This is a genomic window from Rhizobium sp. AAP43, from assembly GCF_001296045.1.
GTDB lineage: Bacteria > Pseudomonadota > Alphaproteobacteria > Rhizobiales > Rhizobiaceae > Allorhizobium.
Genome location: NZ_LJHS01000012.1, coordinates 212,808 through 232,740 on the forward strand (window position 1 = coordinate 212,808; position 19,933 = coordinate 232,740).

The following is a 19,933-nucleotide window of genomic DNA, read 5'->3' on the forward strand; positions in this document are numbered from 1 at the left end:
GAGCGCAATTCGTCCGTCTGCGCGTCGAATAACTCACATCTGCTCTCGGGCAGGTCGGGTCAGGCGCCGGGGCGAAACGAGCCATTTGACAGCAGCCGGAGCGAAGCCGTCCATGACGTCGATCATTTCCACCCTGAGTCCCGCCCAGATCAAGGCGCTTCCCACGACGACCATCGCGTCCTGGTCACAGGAAGATGTTGCCGGTCTGTCGACTGCCCAGGTCGGCGCGCTATCCGCGACGCAGGTTGCTGCTCTGCAAAATCAGGCAGTATCCAGCCTCAACACGAGTCAGCTCAATGCGATTTCGACGCGTGCGATCACCGGGCTGACGCTTGACCAGATCGCCGCAATCTCCGCGGACAATGTCTCGGGCCTCGCCGCAACGCAGGTGGGCGCCTTGACGGCCGCCCAGATCGGCGGCTTCAGTACCGAGCAAACCGAAGCCCTGACGCCCCAGCAGATCGCGCGCATGAGCGCATCACAGATTGCGGCCCTGAGCGCCGAAGACCTCGCAACCTTCTCGCCAACCGATATTGCCGCAATCAGCACAGCTGCCTTGCGAGGCCTCACGCCCGCAAACCTGGCCACGCTTACGCCCGAGCAGGTCGGCGCGATGAAGCCGGCCCAGATTGCCGCACTGAAAGCCGATCAGATCGGCGCCCTGACACCAGAGCAGATTGCGGGGCTGACCACCGCCCAGATCGGCGCCTTGACCGCATCACAGATCAGCGCCCTGTCGACGGTGCAGCTCGGGTCATTTACCGCGAGCCAGTTTTCCGCGATCAGCACGCGAGCGATCACCGGCCTGTCGACCGAGCAGATTGGCAGCCTTTCAGCAGCCAAGACCAGCGCGATGACCGCGGCCCAGATCACAGCCCTGAATTCTAGGCAGGTCAGTGCCTTTACCACCGATCAACTGGAGGCTCTCGATCCCGCCAAGATCGCAGCAATCAGTGCGAAGGCGGCGCCCGGACTGACCGTTGACCAAATTGCAGCCCTGAGCCCTGAACAGACAACAGCCCTCACGGCAGCGCAGATTGCAGCTCTCCGCCCCAATCAGATCGCCGCTCTCTCCGACGAACAAGTCGCCGTCTTTTCTGCCGCACAATTGCGTGGACTGTCCGGCCCGCAAGTGGCGTCGCTCTCGGTCGATGTCGTGGCCAATCTTTCGGCCGAACAGATCGCGGCTCTCAATCCGAAGGCAGTCGCCGGGCTCACCCTGCCCCAGGTCGCAGCACTTGGTGAAGACCAGCTGAAGGCGATGACAACGGCTCAGGTGGCAGCCTTGACCGCACGCCAGGTGACAGCCCTATCGACAACACAGCTATCAGCTTTTTCGCCGAGCCAGATAGCGGCCCTCTCGCCGGCTGGCGCAACCGGCCTGTCGACGGATCAGATGGGTGCACTGACCCTTGAACAGGTCGCAGCCCTGACGACGAAGCAGATTACAACTCTAAAAGCAGCGCAGGTCGGCGCACTCAGCCCAGCTCAGATCGAAGTTCTGTCAACGGCGCAAGTGGCGGCACTGTCCCCCGGCCAGGTCGCCGTTCTCACGCCTGCCGCCTTCAGCGCACTGTCCACAGACCAGATTGCGGCATTATCCCCGCGCGCCATCAGCGGATTGACAACCGCTCAGATTGCCCTGCTGGCTCCAGATCAGGTCGACGCGCTATCCACCTCGCAGATCGGTGCCCTCAGCGCGTCACAAGTCGCCGTCCTCGCACCGGAAGCACTTGAACGACTGACACCAGCAAAGATCGCCGCGATCAGCACCAAGGCGATCGCGGGCCTCTCCGCAGACAGCATCGCAGGCTTGGCGCCTGAACAGATTGCAGCACTCACGCCCGTGCAGTTGCGCGGCCTGACCACCACGCAGATAGCGGCACTGACGCCTGGCCAGGTCGAGGCTATGTCCGTCGCGCAAGTCGGCGCCTTCAGCGCAGTCCAGATGTCGAGCATGACCGTTGCAAGCGTTGCAGCCATGTCGCCGGAACAGATCGCCGGCTTGGCGTCGACCTCGGTGTCGGGACTGACCGCAGCCCAGGTCGCGGCCCTCGACAGCAATCAGGCAGAGGCTCTGACCTCATCGCAAGTTGGCAAAATGACCGCCGCGCAGCTTGCCGCGCTAGGAGCGGACGAGCTCGCGACATTCTCGACAACTGATATCGCTGCGATCAGCGTCAGCGCTCTGACTGCGCTCACGCCAGAGAAGCTGGCCGGCCTCCATCCGGACCAGATCGGCGCCATGACTGCGGCCCAGATCGCCGCCTTGACCGCAACGCAGGTCGCAGCTCTCACGCCCGCACAGCTATCCGTGCTGAGCACGACACAAGTGCGAAGCCTCACGGCGGCACAGATGCCATCTCTGACGACGGCAAACATCGCGGCCCTGTCGACCGAGCAGATCGCCTCGCTGAATGCAAAGGCTGTCGCGGCACTCTCAACCGAACAGATTGCCGCCCTGTCACCCGAACAGGTCGAGGCATTGACGGCGACCCAGGCTACGGGCCTGACTGCGGGGCAAGTCGCCATCCTGAAGCCATCCGACATGGCCACCTTCCTGCCAGCGGAAATCGCTGCACTCAGCGTCACCGCAATTCCATCTCTTACTGACGAAACGATTGCGGCACTCAGCCTTGAACAGCTGGGAGCCCTCACGGCCAGCCAGATCGGCGCACTGAAGACAAGCCAGATTGCGGCACTCAGCCCGTCGCAAATGGAAGCCTTCTCAGCCACGCAGATGGCCGCTTTCGGCCCAACGCAGGTTGCAGCCCTGCCGCTCGCCAACCTCGCCGCCCTGTCGAGTAGCCAGACGGCAGCCCTGAGTGCCAAGGGCATTGCAGGGCTCACCACGACACAGGTCGCCGCCTTGTCGCCAACCCAGATCGATACGTTGACATCCACACAGATTGCCGGCCTGACCCCGACGCAGGTTGGCGCGCTGACCCTTGACCAGCTGAGCCTGTTCTCCTCTGCCGATATCGCAGCGATCAGCGCGACTGGCATCAGCGGCCTCACAAACACGCAGCTTGCAGCACTCTCCTCCGATCAGATCACCGGCCTGACAGCAACCCAGATCGCAGGCTTGACCACACAACAGATCGGAAGCCTGACGCCACAACAGGTGGCACTCCTGTCGACCACGCAGATCGCAGCCATGACCACGACGCAAATCGGAGCGCTCGACGAAACGGCGGTTGCCGCTCTATCGCCAGATCAGATTGGCGCGATCTCCACCAAGGCACTGCCCGGTCTCACGGCAAGCCAGATTGCCGCGATGTCGCCGTCACAGATCGACGCGCTCTCGTCGACCCAAATCGCCGCACTGACGGCGACCCAGGTTGGCGCGCTCTCAAGCCAGCAGCTTGCAACCTTCTCGAAGACAGATCTGGCCGGGCTGAGCGCAGCAGGCATTGCGGGCCTCCAGCCTTCCACGATCGCCGGCTTCACCCATGAGCAGATCGGCGCCCTCACAACCGCGCAGATGGCAGGCCTCACCTTCGACCAACTCAATGCCTTGAGTGCGGATCAGGTTTCGGTCCTAACCGTCGCCCAGATCGGCGCCCTCTCTGCGACCCAGATCGCCGGCCTGCCGACAGGCAGCATAGCGGCCCTGTCGACCACCCAGGTCGCCGCCATCAGTGCCAAGGCTATCCCCGGATTGAGCACGGCGCAGATCGCGACCATCACGCCAAGTCAGTTCGATGCCTTGACGACGGCTCAGATCGGAGCCATGTCTGCCACGCAGATTGGCGCGATCACCCCCGCCGCACTGGAAACCTTGTCGGCAACGGACATGGCGTCCATCTCCTCGACGGCCATCAGCGGCCTCTCGCCGACCACAGTAAGCACCCTGCAACCCGAGCAGATTGCCGCGCTGACAACTGGTCAGGTCGCAAACCTTACCTATTACCAGCTCCGTGCCTTGACCCCTGTTCAAGTCCAGGCGCTGACCACGACACAGATCGGTTCGATGAATTCGATCCAGCTTGCGACGCTCGGCGCAGACAAGATCGTCAACATGACAACCAGCCAGATTGCGGCGATGAGCCCGACGGCCGTCAACGGCCTGACCGTCGACCAGCTCGGCGCCATGTCGGAGAGCCAGATCGAGGCCTTGACGACAAGTCAGGTCGCCGGACTGAACGCAACCCAGATCACCGCGCTTGGGCCGGCAAAGCTGCGCACCTTCACCAGCCAGGAGGTTGCCGCGATCAATCCCTATGCGATTCCCGGACTGACGGTGGCGCAGATCTCGAACCTAAGCCAGGCACAGTTGCAGTCCTTCACCGCCACACAGGGCCAGGTGATGAACCCAGACCAGATCGCAGCCGTTCTCGCAGCGCTCCAGTCAGCCTGACGGAAACAGCCAAAGGTTCAGCTGCGGATCGTGAATTGAACGCGATCCGCCGGAAAACGGGTGACCGCATACTGGATCGGCAGACCGGCGGGATCGGTGTTCACCGCCCGCGTCACCAGCACGATCGCGCCAGGCGTCAGTTCAAGCTGAGCCACGTCGTCCGGTTCGGCATGCACGGCAGAGATCTCGGTCACGTCACGGACGTAGTCCGTCACGCCTGAGGCCGCGAGCGCCAGGGTGATCGACCCCGAGGCGGCGAAGGATTGATCGATGCCAGCAAATCGAGCCGCTGGAAACCACATGGTTGAACGCGAAACGGCACGGCCATCCGCGCGGCGAACGCCATCCAGCCGCAGCACCTCCGTACCCGCCACAAGCTTCAACCGCCCGGCAATCTCGGCAGTTGCCGGCTCAACCGCCGATGCCAGCAGAACTCCCTGCAGATCGCGTGCCTGATCGCCGATGCCTTCGGTGAAACGGGTGCGCCTGCCAATCGGGAAGTCGAACTTGTTGCGCCGCTCGATCATCGTGCCACGCCCCTGTACGGAGCGCACGACACCCTCCTGCGCAAGGGCCGCCAGCGCCGCGCGGACCGTATGGCGATTGACCGAAAATTCCTCTGCAAGCGCGGTCTCGGCCGGCACCATACCCGAGCCATCATAGAGCCCAGCAGCGATATTGGCGCGAATCCGGTCGGAAATCTGCCGCCAGAGCGCGACGCCCCTCTGTCTCTCGATCATTTTCCCCTGCCTTGTCTCATACCCGTGTCACACGATTGTCACCGCGAACGGATACTTCTAAAGTAACTTGTATGGTTGTCTATATTACTAGACATTTAGAGGCCCGACAATGAACCCAGCACGCGATACGCAAATAAATTCGGCAGCATCTCGAAAGCGGGTGGTTGATCTCCTCGCACGTGCCACGCGGAGTGAACTCGAAGACGCCACAGCCAAACTCGATCCCCCACCGAGCTATAGCTCGATCCGCGGCCCGGAGACCGGTCTCGTGATGGTTCGCGGGCGGATCGGTGGCGGGGGATCACCCTTCAACCTGGGTGAGGCAACGATGACGCGTGCGAGCATTCGGCTGGCCGATGGCACAGTCGGCCATGGCTACCGGCTCGGCACAGATCGCCGCGCAGCCATGCTCGCTGCCGTCTGCGATGCCTTGGTGCAGAACGACGCGCACAGTCGCATCCTCGAAGAAGGCCTGCTCGGCGACATCGAAGCCCGTATTGCCGCAGAAGCAGAGCAGTCCCGCAGGGAAACCGCGGCCACCAAGGTCGATTTCTTCACGATGGTCAGAGGAGAAGACTGATGCAGACAGCTTCAGAAAGCCTGGTCGGTGGTTTTGCCGACGCAGTCCATGATGCGCAATCGGTCTTTCGCAGCCTGATGGACGCACTCGCCCGTCCAGGAACGTTGGGCACGGTGACTGAGGTCATCCAGCCACCGCCGCCGCTCGGCATAGCCGCTGGCGCAATCCTGCTGACGCTCTGCGACCATGACACATCGATCTGGCTGACGCCTGCCCTGTTGCGCTCGGCGCTTCCTGCATGGATCGGCTTCCATACCGTGGCACCGCTGGCAGCGGAAAAGAACGAGGCAAAATTCGCATTTGTCGATGCTGGCGCCATGGTGCCACCGCTCTCGCATTTCGCCCTCGGCTCCCAGGAATATCCGGACCGTTCCGCCACTCTGGTAATCGAACTGCCCTCGCTGGAAGCCGGGCCGAAATTGCAGCTGACTGGCCCGGGCATTCGTGAAACGGCCACCATCGCGCCGAAAGGTCTGCCCGAGACATTCCTGCGCCAATGGACGGACAACAGAGCGCTCTTCCCGCGCGGTGTCGACGTGGTCCTGACCAGCGGACGACAATTCCTCGCCCTGCCGCGCACAACCAAGATCACGCAGATGGAGGCCTGAGCCATGTATGTTGCCGTCAAGGGTGGCGAAAAGGCCATTGCGAATGCCCACCGATTGCTCGCCGATCGTCGTCGTGGCGACCGGTCCCTGCCCTCCGTCACCATCGACCAGATCGTGGCGCAGTTCGGCCTCGCCGTTGACCGCGTCATGGCGGAAGCCTCGCTTTACGACTGCGCGCTCGCAGCACTTGCCCTCAAGCAGGCGCGCGGCGATATGATCGAAGCAATTTTCCTTCTCCGTGCCTACCGCACCACACTGCCGCGCTTCGGCACATCACTTCCGATCGACACAGGCAGAATGCGGGTCGAACGCCGCGTTTCCGCCACCTACAAGGACCTGCCCGGCGGACAGCTGCTCGGCCCCACCTTCGACTATACCCATCGCCTGCTCGACCCCTCGCTTCTCGAGGACAATGCCATCGAGCCCGCGGAAATGCGGATCGAGGCGCCAGAACCGGTAATGCGGGTCTCCGACATTCTCGATGGCGAAGGCCTGATCGAGCCGGATGGCGACATGCCGCAGGATCACATTGCCGGCGACCTGACCCGCGAACCGATGGAATTTCCCATGCCACGCGATCTGCGCCTGCAGGCACTCGCCCGGGGCGACGAGGGCTTCCTGCTCGCGCTCGGCTATTCGACCCAGCGCGGCTATGGCCGCACCCATCCCTTTGTCGGCGAAATCCGCATGGGTCTGGTCGAAGTCGAATTCGATGTCCCGGAGCTCGGCTTCTGTGTCTCGCTCGGCGAGATCCGCGTCACCGAATGCCAGATGGTCAACCAGTTCAAGGGCTCGGCCAAGGCGCCCCCACAATTCACCCGCGGCTACGGCCTGGTCTTCGGCCAGGGCGAGCGCAAGGCCATGTCCATGTCGCTGGTCGATCGGGCGCTCAGAACCCAGGAATTCGGCGAGGATGTCGTCGCCCCCGCCCAGGACGAGGAATTCGTGATTTCCCATTGCGACAACGTCCAGGCGACCGGCTTCGTCGAGCACCTGAAGCTGCCGCATTACGTCGACTTCCAGGCCGAACTCGATCTCGTCCGCCGCATGCGGGCGAAGCACGATTCATCACGGCTGGAGCCGAACGAGATGCAGGAGGCCGCAGAATGATGCGTCAGTCTCCCCCGCTATCACAATCTCCGCCATCTCCACCGCCATCGCAATCCCCGTCATCGCCACCGCTGTTATCGTCGCTGAAGGTCGTCGCTCCATCGCCGCTTCGGTCCCGCATTCGCGTCGACTGGGTGCGTCTCACTGACAACTCCGACAGCACAAGCCCGACGATAGCGAACACCGCCACCGCCGCCACCATCAAGACAGCCGGTTCGCTCGGGTCCATGTCACGCCTCCACGCTTGTAAGCCAGGCAAAGGGTAAGCCGCCATGCAGGAACTCGCCACATATAATTTTGCCTATCTGGACGAACAGACCAAGCGCATGATCCGCCGCGCGATCCTGAAAGCGATCGCCATACCCGGCTATCAGGTCCCCTTCGCCAGCAGAGAAATGCCGATGCCCTATGGCTGGGGCACAGGCGGCGTGCAGGTCACGGCCTCGATCATCGGCCGCGCCGACACGCTAAAGGTCATCGACCAGGGCGCCGACGACACGACGAATGCCGTCTCCATCCGCGCCTTTTTCCAGAAGGTCGCCAATGTTGCCGTCACCACCAAGACCAGCGAAGCGACGATCATCCAGACGCGCCACCGCATCCCGGAGGAAAAACTGAGGGAAGGACAGGTTCTGGTCTACCAGGTCCCGATCCCTGAACCCCTGCGTTTCCTTGAGCCGCGCGAAACCGAGACCCGCAAGATGCATGCGCTGGAAGAATACGGCCTCATGCATGTGAAGCTTTACGAGGATATCGCCAAGCACGGCCGCATCGCCACGACCTATGCCTATCCGGTCAAGGTCGAAGGTCGCTACGTGATGGACCCCTCGCCGACGCCGAAATTCGACAATCCGAAAATGCACATGTCGGAAGCGCTCCAGCTCTTCGGCGCAGGCCGCGAAAAACGCATCTATGCCGTTCCTCCCTACACCGAGGTCGTGAGCCTCGACTTCGAGGACCACCCCTTCGAGATCCAGAGCTTCGACAAGCCCTGCGCGCTCTGCGGCGCCCACAATGTCTACCTCGACGAGGTCGTGCTCGACGACAAGGGGGGCCGGATGTTCGTCTGCTCCGACACCGATCACTGCGAGACACGCCAGGCCGAAGGCCATGTCGGCGAAATGCTCGCCCAGAAAAAGGAGGCCGCAGAATGAGCGACCAGCCCCTTCTCAAGGTCCGCAACCTCTCGAAATTCTACGGCAGCCGGATCGGATGCTCGAATGTCTCCTTCGATCTCTGGCCGGGCGAAGTGCTCGCCATTGTCGGCGAAAGCGGCTCGGGCAAGACGACACTTCTGAACTGCCTCTCGACCCGGCTGATGCCGACGACGGGCAGCGTCGACTACCACATGCGCGACGGCCAGTACCGTGAACTCTATCATATGAACGAAGCCGAACGCCGCTTCCTCATGCGCACCGACTGGGGCTTCGTCCACCAGAACCCGGCCGACGGATTGCGTATGACGGTCTCAGCCGGTGCCAATGTCGGCGAGCGCCTGATGGCAGTCGGCGACCGGCACTATGGCCGCATCCGCCAGACGGCCACGGAATGGCTGGAGCGTGTCGAGATCTCGACCGACCGCATCGACGATCAGCCGCGCGCCTTTTCCGGCGGCATGCGCCAGCGCCTGCAGATCGCCCGCAATCTCGTCACCGGTCCCCGCCTCGTCTTCATGGATGAGCCGACCGGCGGCCTCGACGTTTCGGTCCAGGCGCGTCTCCTCGATCTCGTCCGCGGCGTTGTCAACGATCTCGGCCTCTCGGCCATCGTCGTTACCCATGACCTCGCCGTCGCACGCCTGCTGTCACATCGCATGATGGTGATGAAGGACGGCCATGTCATCGAACACGGGCTGACCGACCGCGTCCTGGACGATCCGCGCGAGCCCTATACGCAACTGCTCGTCTCCTCGATCCTGCAAGTCTGACCGGCGTCGCGAAAGGAAAAAACCATGCCCACTCCCCTCGTCGTCTCAGAGGTTTGCAAGAGCTTCACCATGCATCTGCGCGGCGGCCTCGTTCTCCCCGTCGTCTCTGATGTCTCCTTCTCGGTCGTATCGGGCGAATGCGTCGTCCTCGGCGGTCCCTCCGGCGTCGGCAAGAGCTCGATCCTCAAGATGCTCTATGGCAATTATGCCGTCGATGTCGGCCAGATCCTCGTCACCCACCAGGACCGGATCGTTGATATCGCGACCGCCGACCCACGCACCGTGCTGGAAGTCCGCCGCGCCACTCTGGGCTATGTCAGCCAGTTCCTGCGCACAGTGCCACGTGTCTCCGCCCTCGATGTCGTCGCTGAGCCGCTGATCGCCCGTGGCACAGCCACCGAGGAAGCGCGCGAACGAGCAGCAGACTTGCTTAGCCGGCTAAATCTCCCACGCGATCTCTGGCAACTGCCTCCCTCCACCTTCTCCGGGGGTGAGCAACAGCGCGTCAACATCGCCCGTGGCTTCATCACCGATCACGCCGTGCTCCTGCTGGACGAACCGACGGCATCACTCGATGCGGCCAATCGTGCGGTGGTCGTGTCGATGATCCGCGCCAAGAAGGAAGAAGGCGTGGCCCTACTTGGCATCTTTCACGACGAGGAAGTGCGGGAGGCTGTTGCCGATCGCATTATCGATGTCATGCAGTTCTCGCCACGAAAGACTGCGGCATGAGCAAGAAACTTGGCCTCGAACCGATGATCCATGAAAGCGCTCGCGTGGTGAATGCGACGCTCGGCCGCTATACGGAGGTGGCCGAGCGCTGCCGCCTCGAAGAGGTGGAAATGGGCGACTATTCCTACATCATGCAGGATGGCGCTGTCTGGTGCGCGACGATCGGCAAGTTCGCCAATATTGCAGCTGCCGTACGCATCAACGCCACCAATCATCCGACTTGGCGTCCAACGTTGCATCACTTCACCTATCGCGCGGCAGACTACTTCGATGGCGCGGAAAACGACCATGATTTCTTCGCCTGGCGGCGCGAAAACCGCGTCACAATCGGTCACGATGTCTGGATCGGCCATGGCGCCACGATCCTGCCAGGCGTGACAATTGGCGATGGTGCGGTGATTGGCGCAGGCGCCGTCGTCTCACGCGATGTGGGCGCCTATACCATCGTCGGCGGCGTCCCGGCAAAGCTCATCCGCGAGCGCTTTCCCGCCGACATTGCAGAGGGCATGCAAAAGCTCGCCTGGTGGGATTGGGAGCACGACCGCTTGTTCGCTGCACTTGAGGATTTTCGCCACCTCGACGCTGATGCATTTCTGTCAAAATACAACTGAAAACCCAGTGTTTTCAGGGCTTCCCGCATCTTTGCAAAACTGACGCAAAACTGACATTCGCGCTTCACGCTGGACCATTAGTGGATACGCAACACCGCGATCAACGACGGCGAAGGACACATCATGCAGTTCCAGTTGACCAACATCACCCGACAGTTCGGTAGCAACACGGCTGTCGACAAGGTGACGCTGGACATCCCAACCGGACAGATGGTTGGCGTCATCGGGCGTTCGGGCGCCGGCAAGTCGACGCTTCTGCGTATGATCAACCGCCTGGTCGATCCGACCGCGGGCAGCATCCGCTTCGGCGATCTGGAAGTATCTTCGCTACGGGGGTCAGCCCTGCGCAACTGGCAGCGCGATTGCGCGATGATTTTCCAGCAGTTCAATCTCGTGCCGCGTCTGGATGTCCTGACCAATGTCCTGCTCGGCCGCCTGAACCATCGCTCGACCGCCATGAGCCTGCTCGGCATGTTCACACGCGAGGAGCGCCTCATGGCGATCGCGGCCCTGGAGCGCCTTGGCATCGAGCAGACGGCACTTCAGCCGGCCGGCACCCTCTCGGGTGGTCAGCAGCAGCGTGTGGCGATTGCCCGGGCGCTCATGCAGTCGCCGAAGATGGTACTGGCTGACGAGCCGATCGCCTCGCTTGACCCCCTCAACGCCAAGATCGTCATGGATGCGCTGCGCGACATCAATGAGCGCGAAGGCATCACCGTTATCACAAATCTGCACACGCTCGACACAGCCCGCAACTATTGCGAACGCATCGTCGGCATGGCGCGCGGCCGCGTCGTTTTCGACGGCACCCCGGACGAGCTGACCGCCGATGCGGTGCAAGAGATCTACGGCGCAGACCAGCATGGCGCCGGAATTGACGAGACGATGACCTCGACCAGCATCACCATCGCGCGTCAGGACAATGACGTGCGCTCGATCCCATCCCCTGGCCTGCGTTCTCTGGCAACTGCCGAGGCCTGACCACGAAGATCGCCTGCCCTGCGACAAGGGCGCCATTCAAGACAGCTGAAACCCAACCCTTTCGAACGGGAGACCCGAGCCATGTTGAAGAAGATCCTGCTTGCCACGGCGACATTCGCCGCTCTCGCCGTCAGCGCCCAGGCCGAAGACCTCAAGGAATTCCGCATCGGCATCCTCGGCGGCGAAAACGAAGCCGACCGCCTGCGCAACTACCAGTGCATGACCGACAAGCTTCCGGCCGTTCTCGGCGTTGAGAAGGTTTCGCTGTTCCCGGCCGCCGACTATGACGGTGTTATCCAGGGCCTGCTGGGCGGTACGCTCGACTATGCAGAACTTGGCGCCTCGGGCTTTGCCAAGATCTATCTCGCCAAGGCAGATGCCGTCGAACCAATCCTCACCACCGTCCAGACCGATGGCTCGATGGGCTACTACTCGATCATGGTTGCCCGCAAAGACAGCGGCATGACCAAGGTCGAAGACATCAAGGGCAAGAAGCTCGGCTTCGCAGACCCGGACTCGACCTCTGGCTACCTGATCCCGACTGTGACCCTGCCGGAAGCCATTGGCGGCCCGGTGAAGGAATTCGTTGCCGAAACCGGCTTCGGCGGCGGCCACGAAAACCTCGTCCTCGAAGTGCTGAAGGGCACTTTCGATGCCGGCACGACCTTCGGCTCCGGCGTTGGTGAATTCAAGGACGGTTACACCTCCGGCAACCTGAGAAAGATGGTCGACAAGGGCATCCTCAACATGGAAGACCTCGTCGAACTGTGGAAGTCGCCGCTGATCCCGAACGGCCCGATCGTTATCCGCACGTCGATGAACGACGACATGAAGACCAAGTTCAAGCAGTTCATGCTGGACCTGCCAAAGACGGATGCCGCCTGCTTCTCGGCCATCCAGGGCGGTGACTTCAAGGGCTTCACCGAAGTCAACGTCGACTTCTACAAGCCGATCATCGACGCCCGCAAGGCAACAATCGGCGGCTGATAGCAGCCTCGAAAACAAGGCCGTCGGTCGGTTCCCGACCGGCGGCCTTGCTTTGATGACAAAGGGTCAGAAGGACGAGCGGCAATGGCCATGACGGCGACACAGCCACCCTTGAGCGAAAGCGGCGCCACCGTCGAGCGCCACTGGCAGGAACTGGCGGCCAAGCGGCGGATGTATACCGGGCTCAGCCTGCTCATCCTGTTCTTTGCCATCTCCGGCTCGCTCTGGTTCGCCAACGAAACCAATTCCGGCAAGTTCTTTGACCGCCTGCCATATTTCTTCGATTTTATTGGCGATCTGGTGCCACAAGACGGCTGGGAGATCTGGCGCGCGCTGTTCGATCTCGCTTCGCCCCATGCCGATGGCAGCATGAAATTCAACTATCCGGAGGGCCGGCTCTACATCACCGAGAGCCTCTACATTCCGGAATATTTCCACAAGATGGCCGAAACGATCAACATCGCGCTGCTGTCCACCGTCGTCGCAACGATCATCGGTTTTGCGCTCTCCTTCCTCGCCGCAAAGAACATGATGCCGGCCGCCTGGATCCGCTGGCCGATTCGCCGCTACATGGAAATCCTCCGCGCCTTTCCGGAAGTCGTTATTGCCGGCTTCTTCCTCGCCATCCTGTCACTCGGACCAATCCCCGCCATCATCGCCGTCACGGTTCATACGGTCGGCGCGCTTGGCAAGCTCTTCTTCGAGGTGATCGAGAATGCCGACATGCGACCGGACGAAGGCCTGCGCGCCGTCGGTGCCAACTGGTTCGAACGCGTCTGGTTCGGCATCACACCGCAGGTCATGCCGAATTTCCTCAGCTACGCTCTGCTGCGTTTCGAAATCAACGTTCGTGCCTCGACGATCATCGGCGCGGTTGGCGGCGGTGGCATCGGCGAGTTGCTCCGCCTGTCCATCGGCCAGGGGCATGAAGCCAAGACGCTGGCGATCATCCTTCTCCTGCTGACGACTGTCATCGCCATCGACCAGCTTTCCGCATCCCTCCGCCGCAAGCTCGTCGGCGAGCAGGCCTTCCAGTCGGTAACATGAGATCCAGGATGTCCATGATGAACACTGCCGAGCTGAACCGTCTCGCCGAACGCTATCCGCATGTCCTGGAGCGTTCCTTGTGGCAGAGATACAGGGCCCCGATCACGATCGGTATCCTCGCGCTCTACTTTCTCTTCTGCTGGTGGTTCTTTGCCATCGGCAAGACGCTCTCTCAGGCGAATTGGGGCATCGCCGGCAACTATCTGGCGGACTGGGTCTCTTATGAAATCCGTCCCGAATTCCACATCGATCGTGACGGTGCCCTGACGATCACCTATCCCCGTTTCGACCCGATCGGCCCCAATCCCAAGCCCGACTGGATCGAGACAAAGCGCCAGACCATCACACGAAGCGCTGCGCCCGCAGCCGCAGCACAGCCGACGGACGCGCTTTCGGCCCCACCCAAGCCGAGTTCTGCCTTCAGCTTCATGCCATCCCCGGCACAGCAGACCGCTCCGTCCGCCGTGGCTGAGCAAATGCCGTCGACACAGCCTGTGACGGAAGAAGTAATCGCCGAAGCGGATGTGACGCTCGGTGGAAGCGCACGTGTCGAGATTGGCAACAACACCGTCAACCTCATCCGCGGCACAGAAACCGTCACCCTCACGCTTGCCCCTCAGGCAGACACAGTCACGATCGATGGCGCGAGCCCCGATTGGGTCGAACAGCGCAATCCGGGTGGCCGCGTCATCGCCTATTTCGGAACGGCGGGATGGATCGACGTGTCATCGGAACGCGTGCGCATCCGCAAGCGCTTCTTTGGCTGGGAGAATTTCGTCTTCGACACCGATTCTCCCTTCTTCGATCTCTCGGTCGGCGAAGTCTGGCAGAAAGTGACGTCTGCGGACCGGATTGATCCGAAGATGAGCAACCTTGCGCTCGCCTGGAACAACATTCTTTACAACGCGTCCTGGCAGCATCTCGATGTCTGGACCAAGTTGCTGCAGACCATTGTCATGGCCTTTGTCGGCACGCTGCTCGCCATGCTCGTCGCATTTCCGCTCTCCTTCATCGCCGCGCGCAACATCATGCAAAACCGCCCGGTAAACCAGGTTACCAAGCGCTTCTTCGACTTCCTGCGCTCGGTCGACATGCTGATCTGGGCCCTGTTCTTCACCCGTGCCTTCGGCCCCGGACCGCTTGCCGGTATCTCGGCTATCTTCTTCACCGACACCGGGACGCTGGGGAAACTTTATTCCGAGGCGCTGGAGAACATCGACGACAAGCAGCGCGAGGGCGTGAAATCGGTCGGTGCGCCGCCGGCCGCCGTGCAGCGCTACGGCGTAATGCCGCAGGTCATGCCGGTCTTTGCCTCACAGGCGCTCTATTTCTGGGAAAGCAACACCCGCTCGGCAACGATCATCGGCGCCGTCGGCGCCGGCGGCATCGGCCTGAAACTCTGGGAAGCCATGCGCACCAATTCCGACTGGGAAAACGTTGCTTACATGGTCCTTCTCATTCTTCTCGTGGTGTTCATTTTCGACGCCATATCCAATAGCTTGCGCTCGCGTCTGATCGGCAAGAACAGGCACTGATTCTAACGGGCGGCGACACCACCCGTTCACACCCTCTGAAAGCAATACCTTGCGTTACGCGATCTATTTCACTCCGTCCGAAGACCATCCGCTGACCTGTGCTGCAGCGGAATGGCTTGGCCGCGACGCCTTTTCCGGTGAGGCGCTCCCACAGACGCTCGCCTCTGGCTTCGAGCGACCGCAACTCGCCGAACTGACCGCAGATCCGCGCCGGTATGGTTTTCATGCGACCCTGAAGGCCCCTTTTCATCTCAAGGATGAGATGGAAGAAGCCGATCTTCTCGACGCGCTTCGCAGCTTTTGCACCGCGCGGCAGGCCTTCGACATTCCAGGCGTCATGATCAGCCGCATCGGTCCCTTCTTCGCCATCGTGCCTGCAGAGACCCATGGCCCGCTGCAGGATTTTGCCGCATCCGTCGTGGAAGCGTTCGAGCCTTTCCGCGCGCCGCTGTCCGCAGACGATATGGCCCGCCGCAAACCTGAACGCCTGACGGGCAGCCAACGCCAACATCTGACGACCTGGGGTTATCCCTATGTCTTCGATGACTTCCGCTTCCACATGACGCTGAGCGGCCCCGTTCCGGATGACCGTGCCCCCGTCATGGCAGAAGCACTCGAAACGCATTTCTCGGCCTTCACCAACCGCGCGCTCCGCATTGACGGGCTAGCCCTCTTCGTCGAGCCCGAGCGTGGTGCCCCTTTCCAAGTCCATTCCTGGCAGGCGCTTGCTGCCCCAACAAACGGCTAATCCGATGTCCGAACAGATCTTTTCCAATGCCCGTATCGTCCTTGAAGACCGTGTCCTCGAAGGCAGCGTCGTTATCCGCGACGGCGTGATCGTTGATCTCGGCGAAGGCCACAGCAGCGAGGGCGAGGATTTCGGCGGCGACTACCTGATCCCAGGTCTCGTCGAATTGCATACGGACCACCTCGAGTCCCACTACTCTCCGCGCCCCGGCGTGCGCTGGCACATGACATCCGCCATCCAGGCACACGACGCCCAGATCGTGACATCAGGCATCACGACGGTCTTCGACTGCCTGCGCATGGGGTCGGACGAGGACGGCGGATTTGATAAGGGTGAAATGCGCGAGATGGCCGATGCCATCCAGGCAGCAGAACGCGACGACCGACTGCGCGCAAAACACCTGATCCACCTGCGCTGCGAAGTCGCCTCCGACAATGTTCTCGAGCACTTTGCCGATTTCGAGAACGATCCCCATGTGCGGCTTGTATCGCTGATGGACCATTCACCGGGCCAGCGCCAGTTCCAGACGATGGACCAGTACACCCTCTACTACAAGACAAAGCGCGGCCTGACCGATGAGCAGTTCGCCCGCTTCGTTGAAAGTCGCCTGGCGCTGTCTGCCCGCTTCTCCGCGTCTCATCGCGATGCGCTCGCCATGGCCTGTGCCGCACGCGGCATCACGGTCGCCAGCCATGACGATGCGACCCTTGCCCATGTCGAGGAAGCCAAAGGCCATGGCGTGAAACTGGCCGAATTTCCAACCAGCCTTGAGGCGGCCGAAGCCTCGCACAAATCAGGCATGAGCGTGCTGATGGGCGCGCCGAATGTTGTGCGCGGCAAGTCTCATTCCGGAAACATCGCGGCGCGCGATTTGGCCGAACGCGGCGTGCTGGACGTCCTCTCCTCGGACTACGTGCCCTTGAGTCTCCTCCATGCCGCTTTCGTACTCGCCGACGAAATCGACACGATCACCCTGTCGAAAGCGCTCGCCATGGTCACATCTACTCCGGCACGGACCGTCGGCCTCGATGACCGCGGCCGGATCGAAACCGGCCTGCGTGCCGATCTGGTTCGCGTCCGCCGCACGGAGGGCGTTCCGGTCGTCCGCTCCGTCTGGCGAGCCGGGCAAAGGGTAGCCTGATGCAGGAGCCTCTGGCAGCGGTGAACACATTCGCAGACGGCGGCACAATCATCGTTGTCGTGGGCCCCAGTGGCGTCGGCAAGGACAGCCTTATGGCTGAAGCCAGACGGCACTTCTCGAATACCGACAAGGTTCGCTTCGTACAGCGCGTGATCACGCGGGCCGCAGACGGCATCGGCGAAGACCACCGCCCGGCCTCGCATGACGAATTCGAGAGAATGAAAGCCGCAGGCGCTTTCGCCATTGACTGGGAAGCGCATGGCCTGTGCTACGGCATCCCTGTGGATGTGATGGAAGATCTCGCCAAAGGGCGGATCGTCATCGCCAACGGCTCCCGGTCTGCGCTCGACCAGTTTGCGGATCGGTTTCCGAAACTGCTCGTCATCAACGTCTCTGCCCGTCCGGAAATCCTCGCCGCACGTCTCGCGGCCCGTGGACGGGAAAGCGCAGAGGAAATCGAAGCCCGACTGCGCCGCACCCCGGACATCCTGCCCGATGGCCCAGGCACGATTACCATCGACAACAGCGGCGACTTGTCCGTCGCCGCTGCCAGCTTGATTAAAGTGATCAATGACCTCATTCACGTCACGGCGTGACAGGCAAAGGCCGTTCAGACCTCACGCAACCTTCGGCAGACCGCCAATCACCTTGTCGAGCGTGATCGGATAGTCGCGAACGCGAACCCCGGTGGCGTTATAGATTGCATTGGCGATAGCCGCCGAAACACCGCACAGCCCGAGCTCGCCGACTCCTTTCGCCTTCATCGGTGATGACATCGCATCGGTTTCATCGAGGAAGATCACCTCCTGATGCGGGACATCCGCATGGACGGGCACTTCGTAACCGGCGAGGTCGTGGTTCACAAAGAAACCTCGCTTGGTGTCGACTACCAGCTCCTCTGACAGGGCACCGCCAATGCCCATGGTCATGGCGCCAATCACCTGGCTACGCGCCGTGATCGGGTTCAGGATGCGCCCGGCCGCACAAACGGCGAGCATCCGACGAACCCGGCTTTCACCCGTGAATGCGTCGACAGCCACCTCGACGAAGTGCGCGCCGAAGGTCGACTGCTGATGCGTCTTGGCAAGATCGCCCCATTCAATGCCATCTTCGCCTGCCAAACCTTCGGGACCCGCGGCCTCAGCGAGCGGGATCGATCTGTCGCCGGAACGCACGAAGCCGCCTTCGAACGTGATATCGGCGGAGTTGAACCCGAGCCGCTGTGCAATGGCGTCTCGCAGCTTGACGCAGGCGGCATAAACCCCTGACGTAGAACAGTTGGCGCCGAACTGCCCGCCGGAGCCAGCCGATATTGGAAACTGGGAATCTCCCAGCCGAACGTCGACCGCGCCGATCTCGACACCAAACATCTCCGCCGCAGTCTGCGCAAGGATCGTATAGCTGCCGGTGCCGATATCGGTCATGTCGGTTTCGACGACAAGACGCCCGCTGGGCTCCAGCCTGACGAGTGCAGCCGACGGCACGAGCAGATTGTTGCGGAAAGCTGCAGCCACGCCATGTCCGATCAGATAGCGCCCTTCCCGCCGGACACCAGGTTTGGCGCTTCGGTCGCTCCAGCCGAAGCGTTCGGCACCGCGTTGGAGGCAGCCGATCAGGTCGCGTTTGCTGAAGGGTCGTTCAGGGTTTTCCGGATCGACCTGTGTGTCGTTGATGATGCGGAACTCGACAGGATCCAGGCCGAGTTTCTCCGCCATTTCATCCATGGCGATCTCCAGAGCCATCAGGCCGGGGGCCTCGCCGGGAGCCCGCATCGCATTGCCTTCGGCAAGGTCGAGCTGTGCAAGCCGCATTGCGGTCATCCGGTTTTGACCCGCATAAAGCAGACGCGTCTGCATGACTGCCGTTTCCAGATCTCCATCCGGGAGATTGCCGGACCAGCTCTCATGCGCGATCGCCGTGATCTTGCCGGTTGATTCCGCTCCGATCCGGATGCGCTGGATCGTGGCTGGACGATGCGTGGTATTGTTCATGATCATCGGGCGGGGCAGCGTCAGCTTGACGGCACGGCCTGCGGCCTTCGCGCCGACCGCCGCAAGCACTGCATCCACGCGCAGAAACAATTTGCCGCCGAAACCGCCTCCAATATAGGGCGACTTCAGACGGATCTTCTCCTTGTCCATATCAAGCACGATGGCGAGATCGGTGTGCCACCAGTCGATCATCTGGCTCGATGTCCAGACCGTTAGCTGATCGCCATCCCACCTGGCAATCGAAGCATGCGGCTCCATCATCGCATGGCTCTGATCGGGCGTCTCATAGCGCGCATCGAGCGTCACCTCAGCCGAGTTGAAAGCCACGTCGAAATTGCCCACGGCCGTATCGGCATTTTCAGACTCTGGGTCCGGAGAGGTAGCCGAACCTTTTGCCGCATCAAGATCAAACGATCCTTCCGCTTCATCGTAATCCACTTCGACCAAGGCAGCCGCAGACCGTGCCTGCTCAAAACTCTCGGCAACGACGACGGCGATCGCCTGATGGTAGTGCTCGATCCTGTTCCCGCCGAAGAGATGGGCAGTGTTGTTCTCGCCCTTGCGCGCCTCGCCGAACTCGATGGTCGTCACCACAGCGAGCACGCCTGGCGCGGCGCGTGCAGCAGTAGCATCGATCGAGCGGATCCGTCCCTTGGCGATCGCAGCGCAGACGGGGTAACCATAGGCGACATCGCTGCCGATAACTGCGTGCTCATAGGCATAGGGAGCTTGGCCGCTGACCTTCAACGGGCCATCGATACGCAGATGCGGCTTGCCGACAACCTTGAGGCTGTCGATCGGATTGGTGGTCTCAGGCTTGTCGAACTTCATGGGC

The 19,933-nt window shown here is 61.8% G+C and carries 18 protein-coding genes; 15 read left to right on the plus strand and 3 right to left on the minus strand.

All coding sequences use genetic code 11. The features are described from left to right. The first annotated feature begins 112 nt into the window (after positions 1–112). Complete coding sequence (locus IP76_RS09580; RefSeq protein ID WP_054157979.1) at positions 113–4,360, plus strand: hypothetical protein; 4,248 nt, start codon at positions 113–115, stop codon at positions 4,358–4,360. A 17-nt stretch (positions 4,361–4,377) separates the two neighbouring features. Here the strand turns inward: IP76_RS09580 and phnF are convergent, their stop codons facing one another. Then, on the minus strand, positions 4,378–5,100 hold the full coding sequence (phnF, locus tag IP76_RS09585; RefSeq protein WP_054157980.1) for a phosphonate metabolism transcriptional regulator PhnF: 723 nt from the start codon (positions 5,098–5,100) through the stop codon (positions 4,378–4,380). A gap of 109 nt (positions 5,101–5,209) precedes the next feature. On the opposite strand from phnF, the gene phnG reads away from it, so the two are divergent. The 3 genes from phnG to IP76_RS09600 are packed head-to-tail and all read left to right on the plus strand — an operon-like array spanning position 5,210 to position 7,398. Continuing rightward, on the plus strand, positions 5,210–5,680 hold the full coding sequence (phnG, locus tag IP76_RS09590; RefSeq protein WP_054157981.1) for a phosphonate C-P lyase system protein PhnG: 471 nt from the start codon (positions 5,210–5,212) through the stop codon (positions 5,678–5,680). Further along, the gene (phnH, locus tag IP76_RS09595) at positions 5,680–6,288 is read left to right on the plus strand and encodes a phosphonate C-P lyase system protein PhnH (RefSeq protein ID WP_054157982.1); all 609 of its coding nucleotides are present in this window, start codon (positions 5,680–5,682) and stop codon (positions 6,286–6,288) included. The genes phnG and phnH overlap by 1 nt, the downstream gene beginning before the upstream one ends. A 3-nt stretch (positions 6,289–6,291) precedes the next feature. Continuing rightward, complete coding sequence (locus tag IP76_RS09600; protein ID WP_054157983.1) at positions 6,292–7,398, plus strand: carbon-phosphorus lyase complex subunit PhnI; 1,107 nt, start codon at positions 6,292–6,294, stop codon at positions 7,396–7,398. Positions 7,399–7,402: 4 nt separating this feature from the next. Here IP76_RS09600 and IP76_RS09605 read toward each other — a convergent pair whose 3' ends face one another. Beyond that, positions 7,403–7,627: a hypothetical protein gene (locus IP76_RS09605; protein WP_156318530.1), complete on the minus strand. Its 225-nt coding sequence runs from the start codon at positions 7,625–7,627 to the stop codon at positions 7,403–7,405. Positions 7,628–7,670: 43 nt separating this feature from the next. Here IP76_RS09605 and IP76_RS09610 point away from each other — a divergent pair, with 43 nt between their 5' ends. From IP76_RS09610 to phnN, 11 genes are all read left to right on the plus strand, one after another. Further along, positions 7,671–8,552, plus strand: coding sequence for an alpha-D-ribose 1-methylphosphonate 5-phosphate C-P-lyase PhnJ (locus IP76_RS09610; RefSeq protein ID WP_054157985.1), 882 nt, complete (start codon positions 7,671–7,673; stop codon positions 8,550–8,552). Then, entirely contained in the window at positions 8,549–9,325 is a 777-nt protein-coding gene (gene phnK / locus IP76_RS09615) for a phosphonate C-P lyase system protein PhnK (protein WP_054157986.1), read from the plus strand. The genes IP76_RS09610 and phnK overlap by 4 nt, the downstream gene beginning before the upstream one ends. Before the next feature lie 24 nt (positions 9,326–9,349). Continuing rightward, a complete protein-coding gene (gene phnL, locus IP76_RS09620; RefSeq protein ID WP_054157987.1) occupies positions 9,350–10,057 on the plus strand; it encodes a phosphonate C-P lyase system protein PhnL in 708 nt (235 codons plus the stop codon). Then, on the plus strand, positions 10,054–10,668 hold the full coding sequence (locus IP76_RS09625) for a DapH/DapD/GlmU-related protein (RefSeq protein WP_054157988.1): 615 nt from the start codon (positions 10,054–10,056) through the stop codon (positions 10,666–10,668). The genes phnL and IP76_RS09625 overlap by 4 nt, the downstream gene beginning before the upstream one ends. A 123-nt stretch (positions 10,669–10,791) precedes the next feature. After that, positions 10,792–11,649 (plus strand): phosphonate ABC transporter ATP-binding protein, encoded by an 858-nt coding sequence (gene phnC / locus IP76_RS09630; RefSeq protein ID WP_054157989.1) that lies wholly within the window; start codon positions 10,792–10,794, stop codon positions 11,647–11,649. A gap of 81 nt (positions 11,650–11,730) precedes the next feature. Next, positions 11,731–12,636: a phosphonate ABC transporter substrate-binding protein gene (gene phnD, locus IP76_RS09635; RefSeq protein ID WP_054157990.1), complete on the plus strand. Its 906-nt coding sequence runs from the start codon at positions 11,731–11,733 to the stop codon at positions 12,634–12,636. 84 nt (positions 12,637–12,720) lie between these two features. After that, positions 12,721–13,683, plus strand: a complete 963-nt coding sequence (phnE, locus tag IP76_RS09640) for a phosphonate ABC transporter, permease protein PhnE (protein WP_054157991.1) — start codon at positions 12,721–12,723, stop codon at positions 13,681–13,683. An 8-nt stretch (positions 13,684–13,691) separates the two neighbouring features. Next, the gene (gene phnE / locus IP76_RS09645; protein ID WP_054157992.1) at positions 13,692–15,218 is read left to right on the plus strand and encodes a phosphonate ABC transporter, permease protein PhnE; all 1,527 of its coding nucleotides are present in this window, start codon (positions 13,692–13,694) and stop codon (positions 15,216–15,218) included. A gap of 49 nt (positions 15,219–15,267) precedes the next feature. Next, positions 15,268–15,966 (plus strand): DUF1045 domain-containing protein, encoded by a 699-nt coding sequence (locus IP76_RS09650; protein WP_054157993.1) that lies wholly within the window; start codon positions 15,268–15,270, stop codon positions 15,964–15,966. A 4-nt stretch (positions 15,967–15,970) separates the two neighbouring features. Continuing rightward, positions 15,971–17,107 carry an alpha-D-ribose 1-methylphosphonate 5-triphosphate diphosphatase gene (locus IP76_RS09655; RefSeq protein ID WP_054157994.1) on the plus strand — a complete coding sequence of 379 codons (1,137 nt, stop codon included), beginning with the start codon at positions 15,971–15,973 and terminating at the stop codon, positions 17,105–17,107. Next, complete coding sequence (phnN, locus tag IP76_RS09660) at positions 17,107–17,703, plus strand: phosphonate metabolism protein/1,5-bisphosphokinase (PRPP-forming) PhnN (RefSeq protein WP_054157995.1); 597 nt, start codon at positions 17,107–17,109, stop codon at positions 17,701–17,703. The genes IP76_RS09655 and phnN overlap by 1 nt, the downstream gene beginning before the upstream one ends. Before the next feature lie 21 nt (positions 17,704–17,724). On the opposite strand, the gene paoC is transcribed toward phnN, so the two are convergent. After that, on the minus strand, positions 17,725–19,929 hold the full coding sequence (paoC, locus tag IP76_RS09665) for an aldehyde oxidoreductase molybdenum-binding subunit PaoC (RefSeq protein WP_054157996.1): 2,205 nt from the start codon (positions 19,927–19,929) through the stop codon (positions 17,725–17,727). Positions 19,930–19,933 lie beyond the last annotated feature (4 nt).

Bases quoted from the DNA above. Each gene is read 5' to 3' on its own strand.
- IP76_RS09580 (WP_054157979.1), top strand. From the start codon at position 113: ATGACGTCGATCATTTCCACCCTGAGTCCCGCCCAGATCAAGGCGCTT.
- phnF (WP_054157980.1), bottom strand. From the start codon at position 5,100: ATGATCGAGAGACAGAGGGGCGTCGCGCTCTGGCGGCAGATTTCCGAC.
- phnG (WP_054157981.1), top strand. From the start codon at position 5,210: ATGAACCCAGCACGCGATACGCAAATAAATTCGGCAGCATCTCGAAAG.
- phnH (WP_054157982.1), top strand. From the start codon at position 5,680: ATGCAGACAGCTTCAGAAAGCCTGGTCGGTGGTTTTGCCGACGCAGTC.
- IP76_RS09600 (WP_054157983.1), top strand. From the start codon at position 6,292: ATGTATGTTGCCGTCAAGGGTGGCGAAAAGGCCATTGCGAATGCCCAC.
- IP76_RS09605 (WP_156318530.1), bottom strand. From the start codon at position 7,627: ATGGACCCGAGCGAACCGGCTGTCTTGATGGTGGCGGCGGTGGCGGTG.
- IP76_RS09610 (WP_054157985.1), top strand. From the start codon at position 7,671: ATGCAGGAACTCGCCACATATAATTTTGCCTATCTGGACGAACAGACC.
- phnK (WP_054157986.1), top strand. From the start codon at position 8,549: ATGAGCGACCAGCCCCTTCTCAAGGTCCGCAACCTCTCGAAATTCTAC.
- phnL (WP_054157987.1), top strand. From the start codon at position 9,350: ATGCCCACTCCCCTCGTCGTCTCAGAGGTTTGCAAGAGCTTCACCATG.
- IP76_RS09625 (WP_054157988.1), top strand. From the start codon at position 10,054: ATGAGCAAGAAACTTGGCCTCGAACCGATGATCCATGAAAGCGCTCGC.
- phnC (WP_054157989.1), top strand. From the start codon at position 10,792: ATGCAGTTCCAGTTGACCAACATCACCCGACAGTTCGGTAGCAACACG.
- phnD (WP_054157990.1), top strand. From the start codon at position 11,731: ATGTTGAAGAAGATCCTGCTTGCCACGGCGACATTCGCCGCTCTCGCC.
- phnE (WP_054157991.1), top strand. From the start codon at position 12,721: ATGGCCATGACGGCGACACAGCCACCCTTGAGCGAAAGCGGCGCCACC.
- phnE (WP_054157992.1), top strand. From the start codon at position 13,692: ATGTCCATGATGAACACTGCCGAGCTGAACCGTCTCGCCGAACGCTAT.
- IP76_RS09655 (WP_054157994.1), top strand. From the start codon at position 15,971: ATGTCCGAACAGATCTTTTCCAATGCCCGTATCGTCCTTGAAGACCGT.
- phnN (WP_054157995.1), top strand. From the start codon at position 17,107: ATGCAGGAGCCTCTGGCAGCGGTGAACACATTCGCAGACGGCGGCACA.
- paoC (WP_054157996.1), bottom strand. From the start codon at position 19,929: ATGAAGTTCGACAAGCCTGAGACCACCAATCCGATCGACAGCCTCAAG.